This is a genomic window from Streptomyces sp. NPDC127098 (assembly GCF_042722465.1).
GTDB classification, from domain to species: Bacteria; Actinomycetota; Actinomycetes; order Streptomycetales; family Streptomycetaceae; genus Streptomyces; species Streptomyces millisiae.
Genome location: NZ_JBHXFJ010000057.1, coordinates 35,399 through 52,416 on the forward strand (window position 1 = coordinate 35,399; position 17,018 = coordinate 52,416).

Below are 17,018 nucleotides of genomic sequence, written 5' to 3' on the forward strand. Positions count from 1 at the left end.
TTCGTCACATGTCGCGCTCGGCCGCGCGGCGGCGTTCCGCCGGGGGGAGCAGCAGCACCTCGAGGGCCCAGGCACAGGCGCGTGCCTGGTCGACGAACCACTCCCTGCGCTCGTCGGTGATCAGCGCGGGCGTTCCCCGGAGGGCGAGCGCGAAGCGCGCGGCGCCGAGGTGGTCGAGCACCGGCACGGCCACCGTGCGGATGCCCTGCGCGGACTCGCCGTCGTTGACCGCGTAGCGCCGCGTGCGCACCTGTTCCAGCTCTGCCGCGAGGAGCGCGGGGCTGACGATGGTGCGGTCGGTGAAGGCGGGCAGGGGCGGGAGGGTTTCCGCGCCGCCCTCGCCCGGACGGGGCCAGGCCAGCAGCACCTTGCCGAGCGCCGTGGAGTGCAGCGGGCGGCGCAGGCCGACCCGCGGGGTGACGGAGCCACCGGCCACGATCACGGCGTAAGGGCCGCTGCGCAGCGCCAGGTCGGCGGTGGCTCCGGTGCGTTCGGCCAGGTCGGTCAGCTCGGGGGAGACCAGGTGCAGGCCCCGCTGGTGGTAGGAGAGCCGCCCGAGTTCGGTGACCGCGGGCCCGAGGCGGTAGCGCGCCGTGCGGTGGTCCTGTTCCAGGAAGCCGGCGTCCAGCAGTGCGCGGGCCAGCCGGTGCGCCGTCGATGTCGACAACTCCAGCCTGCGGGCGAGCTCCGAGGCGCTGAGGTCGGGCGCGTTGTCGTGGAAGCAGTGCAGGATGTCCAGGGCGCGCCCGACGGCCTGCGTTCCCGTGCCCGAAGTCCGCGTCACAACCTGTCCCTTCGTGTGCGCCCGGCTCGGCGAAGCGGCCACTGCGCTCTGGTCCCGGAGGGCGAACTTCCCACATTCCGGCATCCGTCGAGGACGCCGGCCCCCCTTCGCAACACCGTGTTCACACCTGGTCCCACATCGTGGGACCTTCCTTGCCGGGCCTCTCCGCGCTGTGTCAGGCTGCGACGCATCCGCCGGAGCAGGTCCGACCGGGAGTCACCGAAGGGAGCGGAGCGATGCGCTCGACCGACGCCGTTCCGTGCCCGCTCACGGTCCGCCGCCACGTCGACCTGGGGCGCGTCTCCAGCGCTGGCTGTCGCTGATCCCCGTCCCCGCCCGAGGCGCGGGGATGCCCCCAAGCTCTCCTCCGCGCGCCCGTGTTCCTTCCGGCCCACGCCTCCGGCGTAGCGGCGCCCGCTCACTCTCACCGCCACCCCCGTCGAGGGGACCGGCTTCCTTCAGGGAAGAGCCCATGACACACCCTGCCCTGCCCACGACCCTGTGGTACACGCGTTGTCCGGTGCCGACCGCGACCGGCATCGCGGCCGATCGCCACTGGCTGGCCGACGAGTTCGCGCCCGACGGCATCGCGGTCCGCTCCCTGCAGGACGCGGCGCCCGGCGCGGACGCGGTGCCGCGAAGCACGCACTACACCCACGCCGAGGCCACGCTGTTCCGGGAGGGCGGCAATGTGCCAGCGCTGTGGGCCCGGTCGCGGGGGGAGCCGACCCGGCTGATCGGGCTGACCTGGATCGAGGAACGACAGGTGATCCTGGTGGCACCCGGCTCCGGGATCCGAGGCGCGGCGGCGCTGCGCGGACGCCGCCTCGCCGTGCCCCGACACGACCTGCCCATCGACTTCTGGCGGGCCATGGCCCTGCGCGGTTTCGAGGGAGCGCTCGCCTCCGCCGACTCGGGACTTGCGGACGCCAGCCTGGTCGAGGTGCGCGCCGGGGGGCCCGGCGGGCAGTGGGCGGCGGAACTGGCGGCCCTGAGCCGGGGCGAGGTGGACGCCGTGTACGTGAAGGGCGCCGTGGCCGTCGAGGCCGCCCAACGAATCGGCGCCGAAGTTGCCCTGGAACTCGACGAGTTGCCCGACCGCGCGCACCGCGTGAACAACGGCACCCCGCGCCCGATCACCGTGCACCAGCGGCTGCTCGACGAGCACCCCGCCCTGGTGGACCGCTTCCTCGCCGTGTTGTTGCGTGCCGCCGACTGGGCCGCGGACCAGCCGCACGAGGTGGCCCGCATCCTGGGCGCCGAGACGGGCGCCGGCCCGGAGGGCGTCCACGGCGCCTACCGCGCCGGCTCGCACCGCGCCCTCCATCCCGACCTGTCCGAGGACAGGTTGGAGCTGCTCACCCGCCAGGCCGAGTCCCTGTACGGCCACGGCTTCCTGCCCGCGCGCGTCGACGTGCGGGCCTGGGCCGCCCCGGAACCCCTGCGCCGGGCGACCCGGACGCACCGCGCCACGGAGCGGTCGACCCTCCCCTCCCACCCCTCATCGGACCTGTAGGACCCACCATGCGCATTCCCAGACTCGCCCTCGTCACCGTCACCGCCCTCGTCACCCTGACGGCACTCACCGGCTGCGGGGGTTCGCAGGCGGACGCGGCCGACGGCGCGGAGCCCGCGGTCACCATCCGCATCCCCGACCCCGGCAACTCCGGCGTCCTCGCCCTCGGCAAACAGGACGGCTCGCTGGAGCGCGCCCTCGCCGAGGTGAACGCCGAGGTCGCCTGGACCGGAAGCGCCGGCCCGTTCGCGCCGGCCGCCCAGTCCCTGAACGCCGACCAACTCGACATCGCCACCGGATCCATCACCTCCGGCATCACATCGCTGTCCCAGAACCCGGGGTTCGCCTTCTTCACGGCCACCGCGCCCGACCCGGCCGGCGAGGGCATCCTCGTACGCGACGGTTCGGGCATCGACTCCGTCGCGGACCTCGTCGGGCGGAAGGTCGCCGTCAACGAGGGCGGAACCGGCGAGTACCTGCTGCTGAAGGCGCTGCAAGAGGAGGGCATCGATCCGGACGAAGTGGAGCGGGTGTACCTCCGCCCCGACCAGACCGCCGCCGTCTTCAACGCCGGCCAGGTGGACGCCTGGGCGGTGTGGGCGGCGTACTCCGTGGCCGAGATCGGCAGCGGCGACGCCCACTTCCTGGTCGACGGAGCGGACATCGGCTCCGACAACTACAGCCTCACGGCCGTCAGGACGGAGTTCGCCGAACAGCATCCCGACGTGGTGCGGGCCCTCTACACCTACCTGCACGAGGCCAGCGTGCGGGAGCGCGAGGACCCGGAGGCGTTCCTGAACGTCAACACCGACGTCGGCCCGCAGGCCCTCACCGGCGAGGCCCTGCGCGTGCAGGTCGAGTTCTCCGCCCAGGGAGGCACCGTCGAACCGATCACCGACGCCGACATCGAGCGGTTCCAGGACGTCGCGCGCTTCTACGCCGAGCAGGGAGTGACCCCCGAAGAAGTGGACATCGCGGCACACGTGCTCGACGTGACGACGCTGTGATGACGGCCACCGAGAGAGTTCCCGACACGCCGGCCACCGAACGCACCGAGGACGTGACCCGTCTGGTGACGCCGCGCGCCGACGTCAGGCGCCCCCGCCCACGCTGGTACGCGGCGACGGTACGCGCGGTCGGCCCGCTCGCCCTGCTCGCGCTGTGGTGGGCCGCCTCCGCCACGGGCGTGCTCACCCCCGACGTACTCGCCTCGCCCGGCGCCGTGGCCCAGGCCATCGGCGAACTGTGGGGAGACGGCCAGCTTCCCGAGGCGCTCACCACCTCGCTGACCCGCTCCGGCGGCGGCCTGCTGATCGGCCTGACCGCCGGCCTGAGCCTGGGGGTCCTCACCGGATTCACCAGGCTGGGCGACGAACTGCTGGACTCCTCCGTCCAGATCCTGCGCACCATCCCGTTCCTGGCGCTGGTCCCGCTGTTCATGGTCTGGTTCGGGATCAACGAGACGGCGAAGATCCTCCTGATCGCCGTGGCCACCACCTTCCCCATGTACGTCTCCACCACGAGCGGAGTCCGCGGCATCGACCCCAAACTGGTCGAGGCCATGCGCAGCTTCGGCATGGGCCGGCTCGCCATCGTGCGCCAGGTGGTGCTGCCCGGGGCGCTGCCTTCGCTGCTGGCCGGGCTCCGGCTGTCCATGACCCTCAGCGTGATCGCCCTGATCGCCGCCGAGGAGATCAACGCGACCGCCGGCATCGGCTACCTCATGGTGCAGGCGGGGAACTTCGCCCGAACCGACATCCTGGCCGTGTGCATCCTCGTCTACGGGCTGCTCGGGCTGCTCGCCGACGTCATCGTGCGCGTACTGGAACGGCTGCTGATGCCGTGGCGGAGGGCCGGCCGATGAGCACCGCCGTACACGTCCGCGGCCTGCGTAAGACGTTCGGCGCACGCGCCGTGCTCGACGGCCTCGACCTCACCATCGGCGCCGGCGAGTTCGTGGCGCTGCTGGGGGCCAGCGGCAGTGGCAAGACCACGCTGCTGAGGATCCTCGGCGCCCTGGACGCCGCGGACTCGGGCGAGATCCTGGTACCCCGGGCACGCACCACCGTCTTCCAGGAGCCACGGCTCGTCCCCTCCAAACGGGTCCTGGCCAACGTGACCGTCGCGCTCCCCAGGAACCAGGCCGAACGCGGCCGGCGGGCCCTCGCCGAGGTCGGCCTGGACCAGCACGCCCACGCCTGGCCCACCACCCTCTCCGGCGGGGAGGCACAGCGGGTGGCGCTCGCCCGCGCCCTGGTGCGGGAACCCGAACTGCTGCTGCTCGACGAGCCGTTCGCCGCCCTCGACGCGCTCACCCGGCTCCGCATGCAGGACCTGGTCAACGAGCTGTGCCGAACCCACCGCCCCGCCGTCCTGCTGGTCACCCACGACGTCGAGGAGGCGGTGCGCCTGGCCGACCGCGTCTGCGTCCTGCGCGACGGCCGGCTCATCACCGACCAGCCCGTCGACGTCCCCCGACCCCGCGACCCCGGCGACCCGTCCTTCGCGACGCTGCGCCGCCGCCTGCTCGCCGACCTCGGCGTCCCCACCCCCGCCCCCACACCCACCCGAAGGGAAGTGAACTGAATGGCCGTCACCATCGGCGTCCACAACAGCAACCCCACCCTCTACTACCTCTCCCGCCTCGACCACGCGGCCGAGGAACTCGCCACCGTGGGGGAGACCGCCGTCTTCCACCCCTACGCGAACGGGGTGCGCACCGGCCCTCTGCTGACAGACGGCGTCATCGACTTCGGCGGCACCGGATCGACCCCGCCGATCACCGCCCAGGCGGCGGGGCACGACATCGTCTACACGGCCGTCTCGGCCCCGCGCCCCGACCACGGCGCCCTCCTCGTCACCGAGGACAGCCCCGCACGCACCGTTGCCGACCTCAAGGGCGGCATCGTGCACCTGGCGATCGGCTCCTGGCAGACCCACCTGGTCGCCAAGGCGCTCGACGACAACGGCCTCTCCTACGCCACGGACATCGTCGCCGAGCGCGGCGGCGAGGACAGCGAACAGCTCCTGCGGTCCGGGGCGATCGCCGCCTGGGTGGCCCAGGGCCCGCAGCTGGCCGCCGCCCGACGCGCGGGCGGACTCCGCGTCCTCCTCCCCACCGGCGAGGTCATCACCGACCGCTCGGTGTTCTTCACGCGCCGGGCGCTGGCCGAGGAGCGGCCCGACGTGATCGCGGCGCTGCTGCGCGCACTCCGCCGGACGGACGCCTGGGTCACGGCACACCCGCGCGAGGCCGCCGCCATCGCCGCCGACCACCAGGGGGGCGAGGTGCGCGACTGGGAGACGGCGCTGCGGGCGCTGCCCTGGCACATCGAGGACGTCAGCGAGGAGTTCCTCGCCGAACAGCAGCGGGCCGCCGACATATTCGCCCGCGTCGGCTTCATCGAACGGCCGGTGCGCACCGCCGACGCCGTCGCGCGCGAACCGGAGCCCACCGCCGGGTCCACGCCCGGAACCACAGCCCCCGACCGGTCGCGTCCCTGAGGAACACACACCATGGCCTCCGAAGTCCTCTGGTACCTCATCCCCCGCGAGGGTGCCTACCCATGGGAGCCCGCAGGGCGCCGCCCAGTGGACCTGGGCTACCTGCGACGGCTCGCCGGCGCGGTCGACAGCCTCGGCTTCAGCGGCGCCCTGCTGGCGACCGACCTGCACGACGTGTGGCCGCTCGGCAGCGCACTGTCCGCCTCGACCAGCACACGCTTCCGGCCCCTGCTCGCGGTCCACCCGGGCCTGATCTCCCCGACGCTGCTGGCCAAGATGGCGCTCACCTTCGACACCCTGTTCGGCGGCCGGCTGCGGTTCAACGTCGTCAACGGCTCCACCAGGACCCTGCGCGAGTACGGACTGAACGTCGAACACGACGAACGGTACGCGCTGAGCGCGGAGTACTGGTCGATCGTGAAACGCCTGACCGCCGGCGAGGTCTTCGACCACCAGGGGAACTACTACGACCTGACCGACGCGGGCGGCTCCTTCGGCGACCTGAAACCGGTCCAGTCCCCCCACGTGCCGCTGTGGTTCGGGGGCTCCTCGGAGCCGGGCATCGAGATGGCGGCCCAGCACATGGACGTCTACCTCACCTGGGCCGAACCCCCGGCGCAGCTCAAGGAGAAGCTCGACCGCGTGCGGGAGCGCGCCGCCCGGCACGGCCGGACCCTCCGTTTCGGGCTGCGCCTGCACCTGATCGTCCGGGACTCCGAGGACGAGGCATGGGCCGCCGCCGACCGGCTGCTCGACGTCACGAGCGAGGCGACCTACGCCCGCCAACTCCGGGACCGTTCCGGCGAGGACGGGGTCGGCTGGCAACGGCAGTTCCGGCAGCACGGGGGCAGGGTGCCCGCGCGGGCCCGCGAGTTGGAGCGGCATCCGAACCTCTGGCCCGGCATGAGCCTGTTCCGCCCCGGTCCAGGCACCGCCGTCGTCGGCTCGACCGCCCAGGTCATCGAGCGGCTGAAGGAGTACGAGGACCTGGGCGTCGACACCTTCATCCTGTCGGGGAACCCCCTCCTCGAGGAGGCCTACCGGGTCGGGGAGACCATCCTGCCGGCGCTCGGCGTGCCGGCGCCTTCCTGACCCCGCCGCGCGCCGGGACCCGCCCCCGGCGGCTCGGGTCCCGGCCAGGACGGCGGCGGGCGTCGGGATGCCCAGGTTCTCGCGGAGCGTGCCACCCTCGTACTCGGCGCGCAGCGAGCCGCGTTCCTGGAGGAGCGGCACGACCTCGTCGACGAATTCGTCGAGGCCGCTCGGCGCCGGGTGGGAGCCGAGGATGAAGCCCTGGGAGCCGTCCTGCTGGACGAACGCGTCGATGCGGTCGGCCACCTGGGTCGGGGTGCCGACGAACTCGGTCCTACCGAAGACGTGGATGGCCAGCTCGCGCAGCGAGTAGCCGCGGGCGGCGGCGAGTTGGCGCCACTCGGCGACGGTGGCGAACGGGTCCTGGTCGATCCTGGCCCGCCCCTGGATGACGGGCGGCCCGGCCGGGTCGGGGTCGATGTCGGGCAGCGGTCCTTCCGGGTCGTAGCCGGACAGGTCACGGTTCCAGACGGACTCCAGCAGGATCTGGGCGGTCTGCCCGGTGATCCGCCGCAGCAGGATGTCCCGGTGGCGCTCCTCGGCCTCGGCCTCCGTGTCGCCGAGCACGAAGGACGCCGAGGGCAGCAGCTTCACGGAGCCCGGCGGTCGGCCGAGGCGGGTGGCCCTGGCCTGGATGTCGCGGTAGAACTCCTGGGCCTCGTCGAGCCGGTGGTGGGGGAGAAGATCGCGTCGGCCGGCCAGGAGTCCCACAGGCGGCGGGTGACGGCCAGGAACTCCCCGGCGCGGACGTAGCGCTGCTCGCGGGCCAGGAAGCCGCCGCGCCGGAAGTTGCGGCCGGTGAACGCGTCGAAGGAGGTGACGGCCAGCACCGGGAGGGTGTCGGGGCGGCCGACGATGTCCTGGTCGAAGACCCTGCCCGCGGGAAGAGGACACGAGGCGGCACGGCGGCGCGCGGGCGGGCCGACACGCCCCTCAGCGAGGTCGCGTTTCGGGGTGTGGAGGGGGAGGGGAGGCGCGTCGGGGTCAGCGACACAGACAGCTGGCCGAGCGGCGTGAAGCCTTTCGGCGCTAAGAAGAGCGCTTCGGGTTGTCCACGGCCCCCGGTCCCCCGAAGTCTGCCGCCAGGCCGGGTTCGGGCAGCCGTCCATGACGCGGACACACCGTGTCAACGCCTCGCGGAGACAGTGGACTTCATGGCTAGATCGCGCCGTCACAGCGTCCTTCCCGCCGTCCTGTCGACCGTCATCCTCGCCACGGCCGCGTGCTCGGCCGCCGGTCCCCCGTCCGGCGGCGGGGACGACGGCGGAGGCGGCGAGCCAAGCTCCGGAGGCGAGCTGACCTTCGCGCTCGCCTCCGACCCGGTGTGCGTCGACCCGCATCAGCGAGCCACGAACGACGCGATCTACCCGGCGCGGCAGTTGGTGGACTCGTTGACCGACCAGGATCCGCAGACCGGGGAGATCGTGCCGTGGCTGGCCACCGGGTGGGAGGTGGACGAGGAGGCGCGGACGTTCACCTTCACGCTGCGGGACGACGCGACGTTCAGCGACGGCACAACGGTGAACGCCCAGGCCGTCAAGGACACCTTCGACAGCATCGTGGCCCTCGGCGCGCAGGCGGCGCTCGGCAGCGGCTACCTGTCCGGGTACACCGGCACCGAGGTCGTCGACGAGTACACGGCCAGAGTCGGCTTCGAAGCGCCCAACGCGCAGTTCCTCCAGGCCACCTCGACGTCCGCGCTGGGGATACTCGCCAGGTCCACCACCGAACTGCCCGCGGCGGAGCGGTGCACGGACCACGTGGTGGGCTCGGGCCCGTTCGTCCTCGAGGAGTACACGCCCAACGTGTCGGTGGTGGAGACCCGCAGGGAGGACTACGCCTGGGGCTCGTCGCTCTGGCGCGACCAGGGCCCCGCCCTCCTCGACCGGGTGACGTTCCGCGTCATCCCCGAGTCCGGGGTGCGCACCGGTGCCCTCCAGTCCGGTCAGGTGGACGCGATCGGTGGGGTGGCGGCCCAGGACGAGGCGGCCCTGGCGGACGCCGGCTTCACCCTCGCCAGCCGCCCCAACCCGGGACTGCCGTTCGTGCTCACCGCCAACCTCTCCCGCCCACTCCCGGCGGACGAGACGATCCGCCGGGCGGTGAGCCTGGCCGTCGACCGGCAGGAGGTGGTGGACACCGTCCTCAGCCCGTCGTTCACCGTCGCCACCAGCTCGCTCGCGCACACCACCGACACCTACGCGGACCTCTCCGAGCTGCTGCCGCACGACCCGGACGAGGCGGCCAGGCTGCTCGACGACGCCGGCTGGATGCCGGGCCCCGACGGGGTACGAGTACGGGACGGCGAGGAGCTGCGGCTGACGGTGATGTGGATACCGAACTTCGGGCCCAACGAGAACGCCCTGCAGCTGATCCAGCAGCAACTGCGGGCGGTGGGCGTCGACCTGCGGCTGCGCACCGTGCCGCTGCCCGACCTGCCGGCCGCCCAGGAGGAGGGCGACTTCGACTACTCCTGGGGCAACACCACTCGCACCGACCCGGACATCATGCGCACCGCGTTCTCCGCCGACCTACGCAACATCTACCGCCAGCCGCCCGGCACCCCGCTCCAGCAGGCGCTGGCCGCGCAGAACACCACCACCGATCCCCAGCGGCGCGCCGAGGCGTCGGCCGAGGCCCAGCGGCTGCTGATCGAAGACGGCGCGACCGTCCCGGTCTTCGAGCTGACCACCGTGCTCGGAGTGGCCGAGCACGTGCACGACCTGGAGTTCGAGGCATCCTCCCGAATCCAGCTACACGACACCTGGATCTCCTGATGGGCCGCTTCCTGGCCCGCCGTCTCGGCCAGTCGGCGCTGGTGCTCTGGGCGTCGTTCACCCTGGCGTTCGTGGTGCTGTACCTGCTGCCGAGCGATCCGGTGGCAATCATGGCGGCCGGCGGTGGCGAGGCGTCCGCGGTCACCGACGAGCAGGTCGCCGAGCTGCGCGCGGCCCACGGCCTCGACCAGCCGCTCTGGCGCCAGTACCTGGAGCGGCTGGTGGCCGCCGTCCGAGGCGACTTCGGCCAGTCCGTGTCGAGCGGCGAACCGGTGGGTCGGGTGATCGCCGAGGCGCTGCCCGCCACCCTCCAACTGGCCGGCTGCGCCCTGGCCCTCGCGACGGTCGGGGGCGGCACCCTGGCGCTGGCGGCCAGCTGGTCGCGCCGGGGCTGGCTGCGGCAGGCCCTGCTCTCGCTGCCGGCGCTCGGCGTGTCGGCACCCACCTTCTGGGTGGGGCTGCTGCTGGTGCAACTCGTCTCCTTCCGCTGGGGGTTGCTGCCCGCGTTCGGCAACGAGGGCTGGGACGCCATCGTGTTGCCCGCGATCACCCTGGCCCTGCCCGTTGGTTCGGTGCTGGCCCAGGTCTTCGCCAAGAGCCTGCGGACGGCGCTGGCCGAGCCCTATGCCGAGACGGCCTGGGCCAAGGGCGCCTCGCCCGCCCGGGTCCACCTCGGGCACGCGGTGCGGAACGCTGCGCTCCCGCCGCTGACGGTGCTCGGGGTGCTGCTGGGTAACCTGCTCGCCGGCTCGGTGGTGGTCGAGAGCGTCTTCTCCCGCACCGGGCTCGGCCGGGCGACCGCTACGGCGGTCAACGCGCAGGACATTCCCCTGGTGTTGGGGATCGTGAGCTTCGGGGCGCTGGTGTACGTGCTCGCCAACCTGCTGGTCGATCTCGTCGCCCCGCTGCTCGACCCCCGGCTGACGGCCGAGCGGGCGGTGCCGGCGTGAGCCGGCGGACGGACGTGACGAGCCGGCCGGACGGCGCGGCGGGCGCGGCGCCAGCCCCGTCGCCGGCGGCGGCGACGGTCGGCGCCGGGCGGCCGCGGCCCCGCCTCGGGTACTGGCTGCGGCGGCCGGGACTCGCCCTCTCCGTGCTGGTGGTCGCCGCCGTGCTGACGGCGGCCTTCCTGCCCGAGCTGTTCACCTCGCGCGACCCGCTGGCCGGCGTGCCGGCCGAGAAACTCCGCGGCCCCAGCCTGGAACACCCCTTCGGAACCGACCAGTTGGGACGCGACCTGTTTGCCAGGACGGTGCACGGCGCTTCGCTCTCGCTGCGCGCCACCTCGCTCGCGGTGGCGTTGGGTCTGGTGGCCGGCTCGGCCATGGGGCTGCTCGCCGGCGCGCTCGGCGGCCTGGTTGACGACGTCCTGATGCGCTGCGCCGACGTCCTGCTCGCCATCCCCGCGCTGCTGCTGTCATTGGCCATCGTGACCGCGCTCGGCTTCGGTACCACCCGGGTGGCCATCGCGGTCGGCGTGACCAGCGTCGCCGGGTTCGCCCGGGTGATGCGGGCCGAGGTGCTGCGGGTGCGCGGCACCGTCTACGTGGAGGCGGCCCACGCGGCGGGCGCCCGCCGCCACTCCGTGCTGCTGCGGCACGTGCTGCCCAACGCGGCAGGACCGGTCCTGGTGTTCGCGGCCGTCGAGTTCGGCGCCGTGGTGCTCGCCGTCTCGGCGCTCAGCTTCCTCGGCTACGGCGCGGAGCCCCCGACACCCGAGTGGGGCTCGCTGGTCTCCGAGGGCCGCGACTACCTCGCCGGCGCCTGGTGGCTCACCACCTTCCCCGGCCTGACCATCGCCGCCACCGTGCTGGCCGCCAACCGGATCGCCCGCGCGTGGGAAGGCGAGGAACGATGAACCGGGAGACCGGAACGATCCACCCTCCGCTGCTCGCCGTGCGCGGACTGCGGGTGAGCTACGGCCGGGCCGAGGCGGTGCGCGGCGTCGACCTGGAGGTGGCGCCCGGTGAGACCGTGGCGCTGGTCGGTGAGTCAGGCTCTGGCAAGTCGACCACCGCGCACGCCGTCATCGGCCTGCTGCCGCGGGGTGGCCGACGGACCGCGGGACAGCTCCTGTTCGGCGGGGAGGACCTGGCCGCCGGCGGCGAGCGGGCGCTGCGCGCCAGGCGCGGCTCCGACATCGGCCTGATCCCCCAGGACCCCTATCTCGCGCTCAACCCGGTGCAGCGCGTCGGGCGCCAGGTGGCCGAGAGCCTGCTGATCCACGGCCTCGCCGACCGGGCCGGAGCCCGGGAGCAGGCCGTCGAACTGCTGGCCAAGGCCGGCTTCGACGCCCCCGAGACACGGGCGAGGCAGTATCCGCACGAACTGTCGGGCGGGATGCGGCAGCGGGTGCTGATCGCCATCGCACTGGCCGCCGCGCCCCGGCTGGTGATCGCCGACGAGCCGACCAGCGCGCTGGACGTCACCGTCCAGCGCCAGGTCCTCGACCACCTGGAACGCCTGACCCGCGACCGGGGCACCGCGCTGCTGCTGATCACCCACGACCTGGGCGTCGCGGCGGACCGGGCACAACGGACCGTGGTGATGTCACACGGCGAGGTGGTGGAGGCCGGCCCCACGCACGAGGTGCTGCGCGGCCCCCGACACCCCTACACCAGGCGGCTGTTGGCGGCGGCCCCCAGCCTGGCCGACACCCGGCTCGTCGGCGCGCGCGCCGCGCGCGAGCCGGACGCCGGCCCCCTGGTGGTGGCCGACCAGCTGGTCAAGGACTTCCCGCTACCACGCTCCGCCGGCACCCGGCGGCTGCGCGCGGTGGACGCCGTCAGCTTCACCATCGCCCGCGGCGAGACGTTCGCCCTGGTCGGCGAGTCGGGCTCGGGCAAGTCGACCACGGCCCGGATGGTGATGCGGCTGACCGCCCCCACCGCGGGCACCGTGACGTTCGACGGGAAGGACGCCACCGCGCTCACCGGCGAACCGCTGCGCCGGCTCCGCCGCCGGATGCAGATCGTCTACCAGAGTCCCTACGCCTCGCTCGACCCGAGGTTCTCGGTCGCCGAGTCGATCGGAGAGCCGCTACGGGCCTTCCGGACGGCCGGCCGAAGGGAACGGGCGCGCCGCGCCGCCGCGTTGCTGGAACGGGTGGCGCTGCCCACCAGCGCGCTGCACCGTCGCCCGGCCGAGCTCTCCGGTGGCCAGCGCCAACGCGTAGCGATCGCCAGGGCGTTGGCCCTCGAACCCGACCTGGTGGTGTGCGACGAGCCGGTCTCGGCACTCGACGTGTCGGTGCAGGCCCAGATCCTGGAACTGCTCGCCGAGCTCCAGCGAGAGCTCGGGCTGAGCTACCTGTTCATCTCCCACGACCTGGCGGTTGTGCGACAGATCGCGCACCGGGTGGGCGTCATGCGGGCCGGCCGGCTGCTGGAGACCGGCACCACCGAGCGGATCTTCGCCGAGCCCCGCCACGCCTACACCGAGGAACTGCTGGCGGCCATCCCGGGAGGGACGGCAGCCGGCTGACCGTGCGCCCGTTCAGGCTGACCACAGGCGGGTCGGCGCCTCCCGGCGGAGCACCGGGGCGATCTCCTCGGCGAACCACCGGAGTTGCTCCTCCTGCTCGGCGCGGTCGAGGCCGAAGCCGTCCACCGTGACGGACTGCAGGTCGTGCCGGTACGCCGCGTGGAAGTCGAGGATCTTCTCGATGATCCGCTGCGGACTTCCGATCAACGCGGGGCCGTTCTCGACCGCCTCCTCGATGGTGCGGAACGGCGTGTTGTAGCCGGCCCTGCCGACCAGGTGCGGTTTGAAGTTCTGGGCCACCCGCGCCTCGTAACGCTCCCTCAGCCGGGCGATCGCCCGCTCGGTGGTGTCCGCGACGTAGAGGCCGCCGGACCCGGCCGCCACGTGTGCGCCGGCCGGGTCGTGCCCGTACGCCTCGAACCGCTCGCGGTAGTGCGCGAGCAGCTCCGCGTACGCCGCGCGCGGCTGGATGGCGTTGGCCGTGAAGACCGGGTCGCCGTGTCTGGCGGCCAACTCGGTCGAGTGAGGGCTGGTGGCCGAGCCGTGCCAGACGCGCGGCGGTCCGGCGAAGGGGCGTGGCACGGTGGTGACGCCCTTGAGCGCGGGCCGGAACTCGCCCTGCCAGTCCACCCCTTCCTCTCGCCACAGCCGGCGCAGCAGCTCGTACTTCTCCGCCTGGTACTCCCACTGCCGTGCCTCGTCGAGGCCGAAGAGGTCGAAGTGCCCTGCCTCGGCGCCCTTCCCGACGACCAACTCGATCCGGCCCCGGGACAGTTGGTCGAGAGTGGCGTAGTCCTCGGCCACCCGCACCGGGTCGAGGATGGCCAGCACCGTCACCCCGGTCATCAGGCGGATCCGGGAGGTCCTGGCGGCCAGCGCGCCCAACAGCACGGTAGGGCTGGAAGAGACGAACGTGCCGGCGTGCCGCTCGCCGACGGCGTAGGCGTCGAAACCGAGGCGCTCGGCGAGCACGCCGTTCCCGACCACCTCGTCGAACCGCTCGGCGGTCGGGGTCACCGCACCGGTCACGGGATGCGGCGCGTTACCGACGATGGTGAGGACGGAGAACCTCATGGCGACCCCTCCGACGGACCCGAACCCCACTCTGCGCGCCGGTTGTTGCGGGGGCGTGGCCGGCACATGGCGGGCTGCCCGGCGCGAGGTCACACATCGCCGCGACCCGTGGACAAGCCGGAAGCACCTTTGTCAGCTTCGCGTCGTCCCACCCGGCCACGCACGCCGGGTCGCCGTCGTTTCCGGGTGAGGGGTCGACCATGCCCGGTGCACACATGGTGCCGCTGGTCCGCTGCCTGCCGAGCGGCCTGCGCCGCTCCGCCAGCTGTCTGTGTAGCCGAGTCACCAGGCGGCGCGTGCCCCAACCCGTGCCTCCGCGCGCTCCCGTGCAGTGCCGAGTGCCCGGCCGTCGGCCCACCTCTCCGACTCCCGCTCCCTCGACAGGAAGCAAGGGAGCGAGACCACCGCCGTGACGTCGACGAACCTACGGACCCGGCTGCCAGGAGTCGTCCGAGTCCGGATCCCCGACCCGCTCACCCGACCCCTGCTGGCTGGAGGAGCAGGCCGAGGTCAGCCGTGGCCTCTTCACCCGCCTGGACATGGCGGTGGCCGGTCGGCGCCCCAAGGAAGTCCGCACGCTGCTCGCCCGCGTCAACGCGACCGACAGCACCAGCTGGACCGGCCGCTGCCTGACGCCCGGCGGCGGCCGGCTGACCATTGGGACCACCACCCGCCCCCAGATCACCGTGGACCACCCCGGCTGCGAAGCCCAGACGACCGCCCCCAAGGAAGACGCCTTCAAGCGGCTCGCCCTCTCGGCCGAAGGCCAGTGTCTCCGGACAGGAGCACACACCCCGCCCGGTTCTCCATCGGCATCGGCCACGGCGACGACCTGGCGCCCCGGGCGGACGGCGGTGACTCGGGCGAGGCGCAGGCGTACCCCCGTGCCCGCGAGGACGTCGGCGAGCTTGGGAGCCTCGATGTCCTGCCCGGCCGCGAGCTGGTGCAGCCGCATGCGCTGGACGAAGTCCGGCTCGGCGTTGACCACGGTGATCTCGCTGTCCGCCGGGGACAGCCTGCGGGCCAGGGTCCCGGCCACGTAGGCCCCGGCATAGCCGGCGCCGAGGACGACGATGCGGTGCTTCATGTGATGCTCCTGTCGGTCCGCTTACTCTCGGTGACTTGAGCGGAACGGCGCCCCGATTGCTGACAGGAAGGGCGGGGACGTGAGTCACAGGTGATGGGAGAGGTCCGACGATGCTCGCGGCGCCGAGGCGTCATCCAGCGGAGTCGCGAATCCGCAGGTGCTCGATGACGCCGGTGTAGAGCTCCTCGCCGTGTGACCTCGGTGGTCCGTCCTCACCCGGCATGAGGACCTGCACCCGCCACATCAGCTCCTCGTCCTCCAGTCCGTAGAAGAGCGCCCTGCGCTGCGTTCTTGGCTGGTCTGCCTCGGAGCGGCTGAGCACGAGCAGCTCGGCCGCGCCGCGGTCCTGGAACTCCGTCTCCTGGATGTCGCCGTCGTCGTAGATCGACGGGCCCTCCTGGAAGTCGTCGAGGACGGCGCTGGCCGCCTGGACGGCGCCTCGGGTCTCCGAACGCCTCAGCCATACGTCGACGGTGTAGATGCCGTCCGGTGACCGATAGATGACGTGGTCCTCGTTCTCCTCGTCGACGATCCGCTCGTACTCGTCCGGCAGCGCGATGTCCATCTGGAAACGCTCCTCCGGGACAACCTCCCAACCATCGGGGAGGCCGCCTCCCCCTACCGGCCCGACCACGAACAGCGCCACCAGGATCACCAGCGCGAGCGCCGCCACCCCCAGCCCCACCAGGCCCCTCCGGCCGAGCCGGCGCCCGGGCGGCAGCGGCATCCACGACGGTTGGGTCACCGCCTGGGGGGCCGGTGGCAGGGAGACGACAGCCTCCAGGGCGCGGCGAACCTCGGCCGCGTCCGGGCGCGCGTCCGGACGCTTACCGAGCAGGCGTGTGATCAGGTCCCCCAACGGCCCGGCTGCTCGGACCGGCCGTTGGGGCTCCGCGGACATCACCGCCTGGAACGTGGCCGCGGTGCTGTTCCTCCGGAACGGCGACACGCCCTCCACCGCCACGTACAGGAGCAGGCCGAGCGACCACAGGTCGGAGGAAGGGCCCGGGCGCTGGCCAAGGACCCGTTCGGGCGCCATGAACTCCGGGGAGCCGATCAACGAACCGGTGTCCGTGAGACCCTGCTCGCCCTCCACCTGGGCGATGCCGAAGTCCGTGAGCACCACACGGTCGTTCTGGTCGAGCAGCACGTTGGCGGGTTTGACGTCCCGATGGGTCACGCCCGCCTTGTGCGCGGCGGTAAGGGCGTCGACCACGGCCAGCCCAATTCGCGCCGCCTCGCGCACGTCCAGGGTGCCGGCCTCCAGCACGTCCTCGAGCGACTGCCCGCGAACCAGCTCCATCACCAGCCACGGTTGGCCGGCCTCCGACACACCACGTCGTGCACCGTGACCACGGCCGGGTGGCTGATCCGCGCCGCAGCCCGGGCCTCGCGCTGCATGCGCTCGTACATCGTCGTCCGCTCCCGGTCGGGAACGGACTCCGGGACCCGCGGCTCCTTGATGGCGACCTCACGGTCCACCAGCTCGTCGTGCGCCCGCCACACCGTGCCCATGCCGCCGTGACCCAGCCGGGACTTCAGTCGGTAACGCCCGCCTAGGACTTGTCCTGCCGATCATGTGACTACTTCGCGTGTTGGTCGTTGATGTGGACATGGAGCGGGGTGATCTGACGGATGCCGAGTGGGAACGGCTGCGGCCGTTCCTCCCGGTCAGTAACAGGCGTTGCGGCTGGTGGCGGG

Annotated in this window: 15 protein-coding genes and 3 pseudogenes; 11 read left to right on the forward strand and 7 right to left on the reverse strand. The window is 72.9% G+C overall.

Going from position 1 to position 17,018, the window contains the following annotated elements:
* Positions 1 to 4 precede the first annotated feature (4 nt).
* Positions 5 to 784, reverse strand: coding sequence for an IclR family transcriptional regulator (locus tag ACFWI8_RS28135; RefSeq protein WP_387097077.1), 780 nt, complete (start codon positions 782 to 784; stop codon positions 5 to 7).
* A gap of 472 nt (positions 785 to 1,256) precedes the next feature.
* Between ACFWI8_RS28135 and ACFWI8_RS28140 the strand changes: the two genes are divergently transcribed.
* The 6 genes from ACFWI8_RS28140 to ACFWI8_RS28165 are packed head-to-tail and all read left to right on the forward strand — an operon-like array spanning position 1,257 to position 6,896.
* On the forward strand, positions 1,257 to 2,300 hold the full coding sequence (locus ACFWI8_RS28140) for an ABC transporter substrate-binding protein (RefSeq protein WP_387097081.1): 1,044 nt from the start codon (positions 1,257 to 1,259) through the stop codon (positions 2,298 to 2,300).
* 8 nt (positions 2,301 to 2,308) lie between these two features.
* On the forward strand, positions 2,309 to 3,307 hold the full coding sequence (locus ACFWI8_RS28145; RefSeq protein WP_387097083.1) for an NrtA/SsuA/CpmA family ABC transporter substrate-binding protein: 999 nt from the start codon (positions 2,309 to 2,311) through the stop codon (positions 3,305 to 3,307).
* Complete coding sequence (locus tag ACFWI8_RS28150) at positions 3,307 to 4,164, forward strand: ABC transporter permease (RefSeq protein ID WP_387097086.1); 858 nt, start codon at positions 3,307 to 3,309, stop codon at positions 4,162 to 4,164. The genes ACFWI8_RS28145 and ACFWI8_RS28150 overlap by 1 nt, the downstream gene beginning before the upstream one ends.
* Positions 4,161 to 4,886, forward strand: coding sequence for an ABC transporter ATP-binding protein (locus tag ACFWI8_RS28155; RefSeq protein WP_387097089.1), 726 nt, complete (start codon positions 4,161 to 4,163; stop codon positions 4,884 to 4,886). Before ACFWI8_RS28150 ends, ACFWI8_RS28155 begins: the two co-directional genes overlap by 4 nt.
* The gene (locus ACFWI8_RS28160; RefSeq protein WP_387097092.1) at positions 4,887 to 5,804 is read left to right on the forward strand and encodes an ABC transporter substrate-binding protein; all 918 of its coding nucleotides are present in this window, start codon (positions 4,887 to 4,889) and stop codon (positions 5,802 to 5,804) included.
* A gap of 12 nt (positions 5,805 to 5,816) precedes the next feature.
* The gene (locus tag ACFWI8_RS28165; RefSeq protein ID WP_387097094.1) at positions 5,817 to 6,896 is read left to right on the forward strand and encodes an LLM class flavin-dependent oxidoreductase; all 1,080 of its coding nucleotides are present in this window, start codon (positions 5,817 to 5,819) and stop codon (positions 6,894 to 6,896) included.
* Positions 6,897 to 7,172: 276 nt separating this feature from the next.
* On the opposite strand, the pseudogene ACFWI8_RS28170 reads toward ACFWI8_RS28165, so the two are convergent.
* Together ACFWI8_RS28170 and ACFWI8_RS28175 are read right to left on the reverse strand one after the other, a co-directional pair.
* A pseudogene (locus ACFWI8_RS28170) lies at positions 7,173 to 7,598 on the reverse strand (F420-dependent methylene-tetrahydromethanopterin reductase); the annotation flags it as partial.
* Entirely contained in the window at positions 7,487 to 7,726 is a 240-nt protein-coding gene (locus tag ACFWI8_RS28175; RefSeq protein ID WP_387097096.1) for a hypothetical protein, read from the reverse strand. The pseudogene ACFWI8_RS28170 and the gene ACFWI8_RS28175, both read right to left, overlap by 112 nt.
* 324 nt (positions 7,727 to 8,050) lie before the next feature.
* Here ACFWI8_RS28175 and ACFWI8_RS28180 point away from each other — a divergent pair, with 324 nt between their 5' ends.
* Genes ACFWI8_RS28180 through ACFWI8_RS28195 form a run of 4 tightly spaced genes read left to right on the forward strand, consistent with a single transcriptional unit; the run spans position 8,051 to position 13,156 of the window.
* The gene (locus ACFWI8_RS28180) at positions 8,051 to 9,673 is read left to right on the forward strand and encodes an ABC transporter substrate-binding protein (protein WP_387097099.1); all 1,623 of its coding nucleotides are present in this window, start codon (positions 8,051 to 8,053) and stop codon (positions 9,671 to 9,673) included.
* The gene (locus ACFWI8_RS28185; protein WP_387097102.1) at positions 9,673 to 10,623 is read left to right on the forward strand and encodes an ABC transporter permease; all 951 of its coding nucleotides are present in this window, start codon (positions 9,673 to 9,675) and stop codon (positions 10,621 to 10,623) included. The genes ACFWI8_RS28180 and ACFWI8_RS28185 overlap by 1 nt, the downstream gene beginning before the upstream one ends.
* Complete coding sequence (locus ACFWI8_RS28190) at positions 10,620 to 11,531, forward strand: ABC transporter permease (RefSeq protein WP_387097105.1); 912 nt, start codon at positions 10,620 to 10,622, stop codon at positions 11,529 to 11,531. The genes ACFWI8_RS28185 and ACFWI8_RS28190 overlap by 4 nt, the downstream gene beginning before the upstream one ends.
* On the forward strand, positions 11,528 to 13,156 hold the full coding sequence (locus ACFWI8_RS28195; protein WP_387097108.1) for a dipeptide ABC transporter ATP-binding protein: 1,629 nt from the start codon (positions 11,528 to 11,530) through the stop codon (positions 13,154 to 13,156). The genes ACFWI8_RS28190 and ACFWI8_RS28195 overlap by 4 nt, the downstream gene beginning before the upstream one ends.
* Positions 13,157 to 13,168: 12 nt before the next feature.
* On the opposite strand, the gene ACFWI8_RS28200 is transcribed toward ACFWI8_RS28195, so the two are convergent.
* A complete protein-coding gene (locus ACFWI8_RS28200) occupies positions 13,169 to 14,230 on the reverse strand; it encodes an LLM class flavin-dependent oxidoreductase (RefSeq protein WP_387097110.1) in 1,062 nt (353 codons plus the stop codon).
* A gap of 539 nt (positions 14,231 to 14,769) precedes the next feature.
* Here ACFWI8_RS28200 and ACFWI8_RS28205 point away from each other — a divergent pair.
* A pseudogene (locus ACFWI8_RS28205) lies at positions 14,770 to 14,958 on the forward strand (DUF6420 family protein); the annotation flags it as partial.
* A gap of 74 nt (positions 14,959 to 15,032) precedes the next feature.
* Here ACFWI8_RS28205 and ACFWI8_RS28210 read toward each other — a convergent pair.
* From ACFWI8_RS28210 to ACFWI8_RS28220, 3 genes and pseudogenes are all read right to left on the reverse strand, one after another.
* A pseudogene (locus tag ACFWI8_RS28210) lies at positions 15,033 to 15,317 on the reverse strand (oxidoreductase); the annotation flags it as partial.
* A 130-nt stretch (positions 15,318 to 15,447) separates the two neighbouring features.
* The gene (locus tag ACFWI8_RS28215) at positions 15,448 to 16,620 is read right to left on the reverse strand and encodes a serine/threonine-protein kinase (protein ID WP_387097112.1); all 1,173 of its coding nucleotides are present in this window, start codon (positions 16,618 to 16,620) and stop codon (positions 15,448 to 15,450) included.
* A complete protein-coding gene (locus ACFWI8_RS28220) occupies positions 16,620 to 16,832 on the reverse strand; it encodes a hypothetical protein (RefSeq protein WP_387097114.1) in 213 nt (70 codons plus the stop codon). Before ACFWI8_RS28220 ends, ACFWI8_RS28215 begins: the two co-directional genes overlap by 1 nt.
* Positions 16,833 to 17,018: the final 186 nt, after the last annotated feature.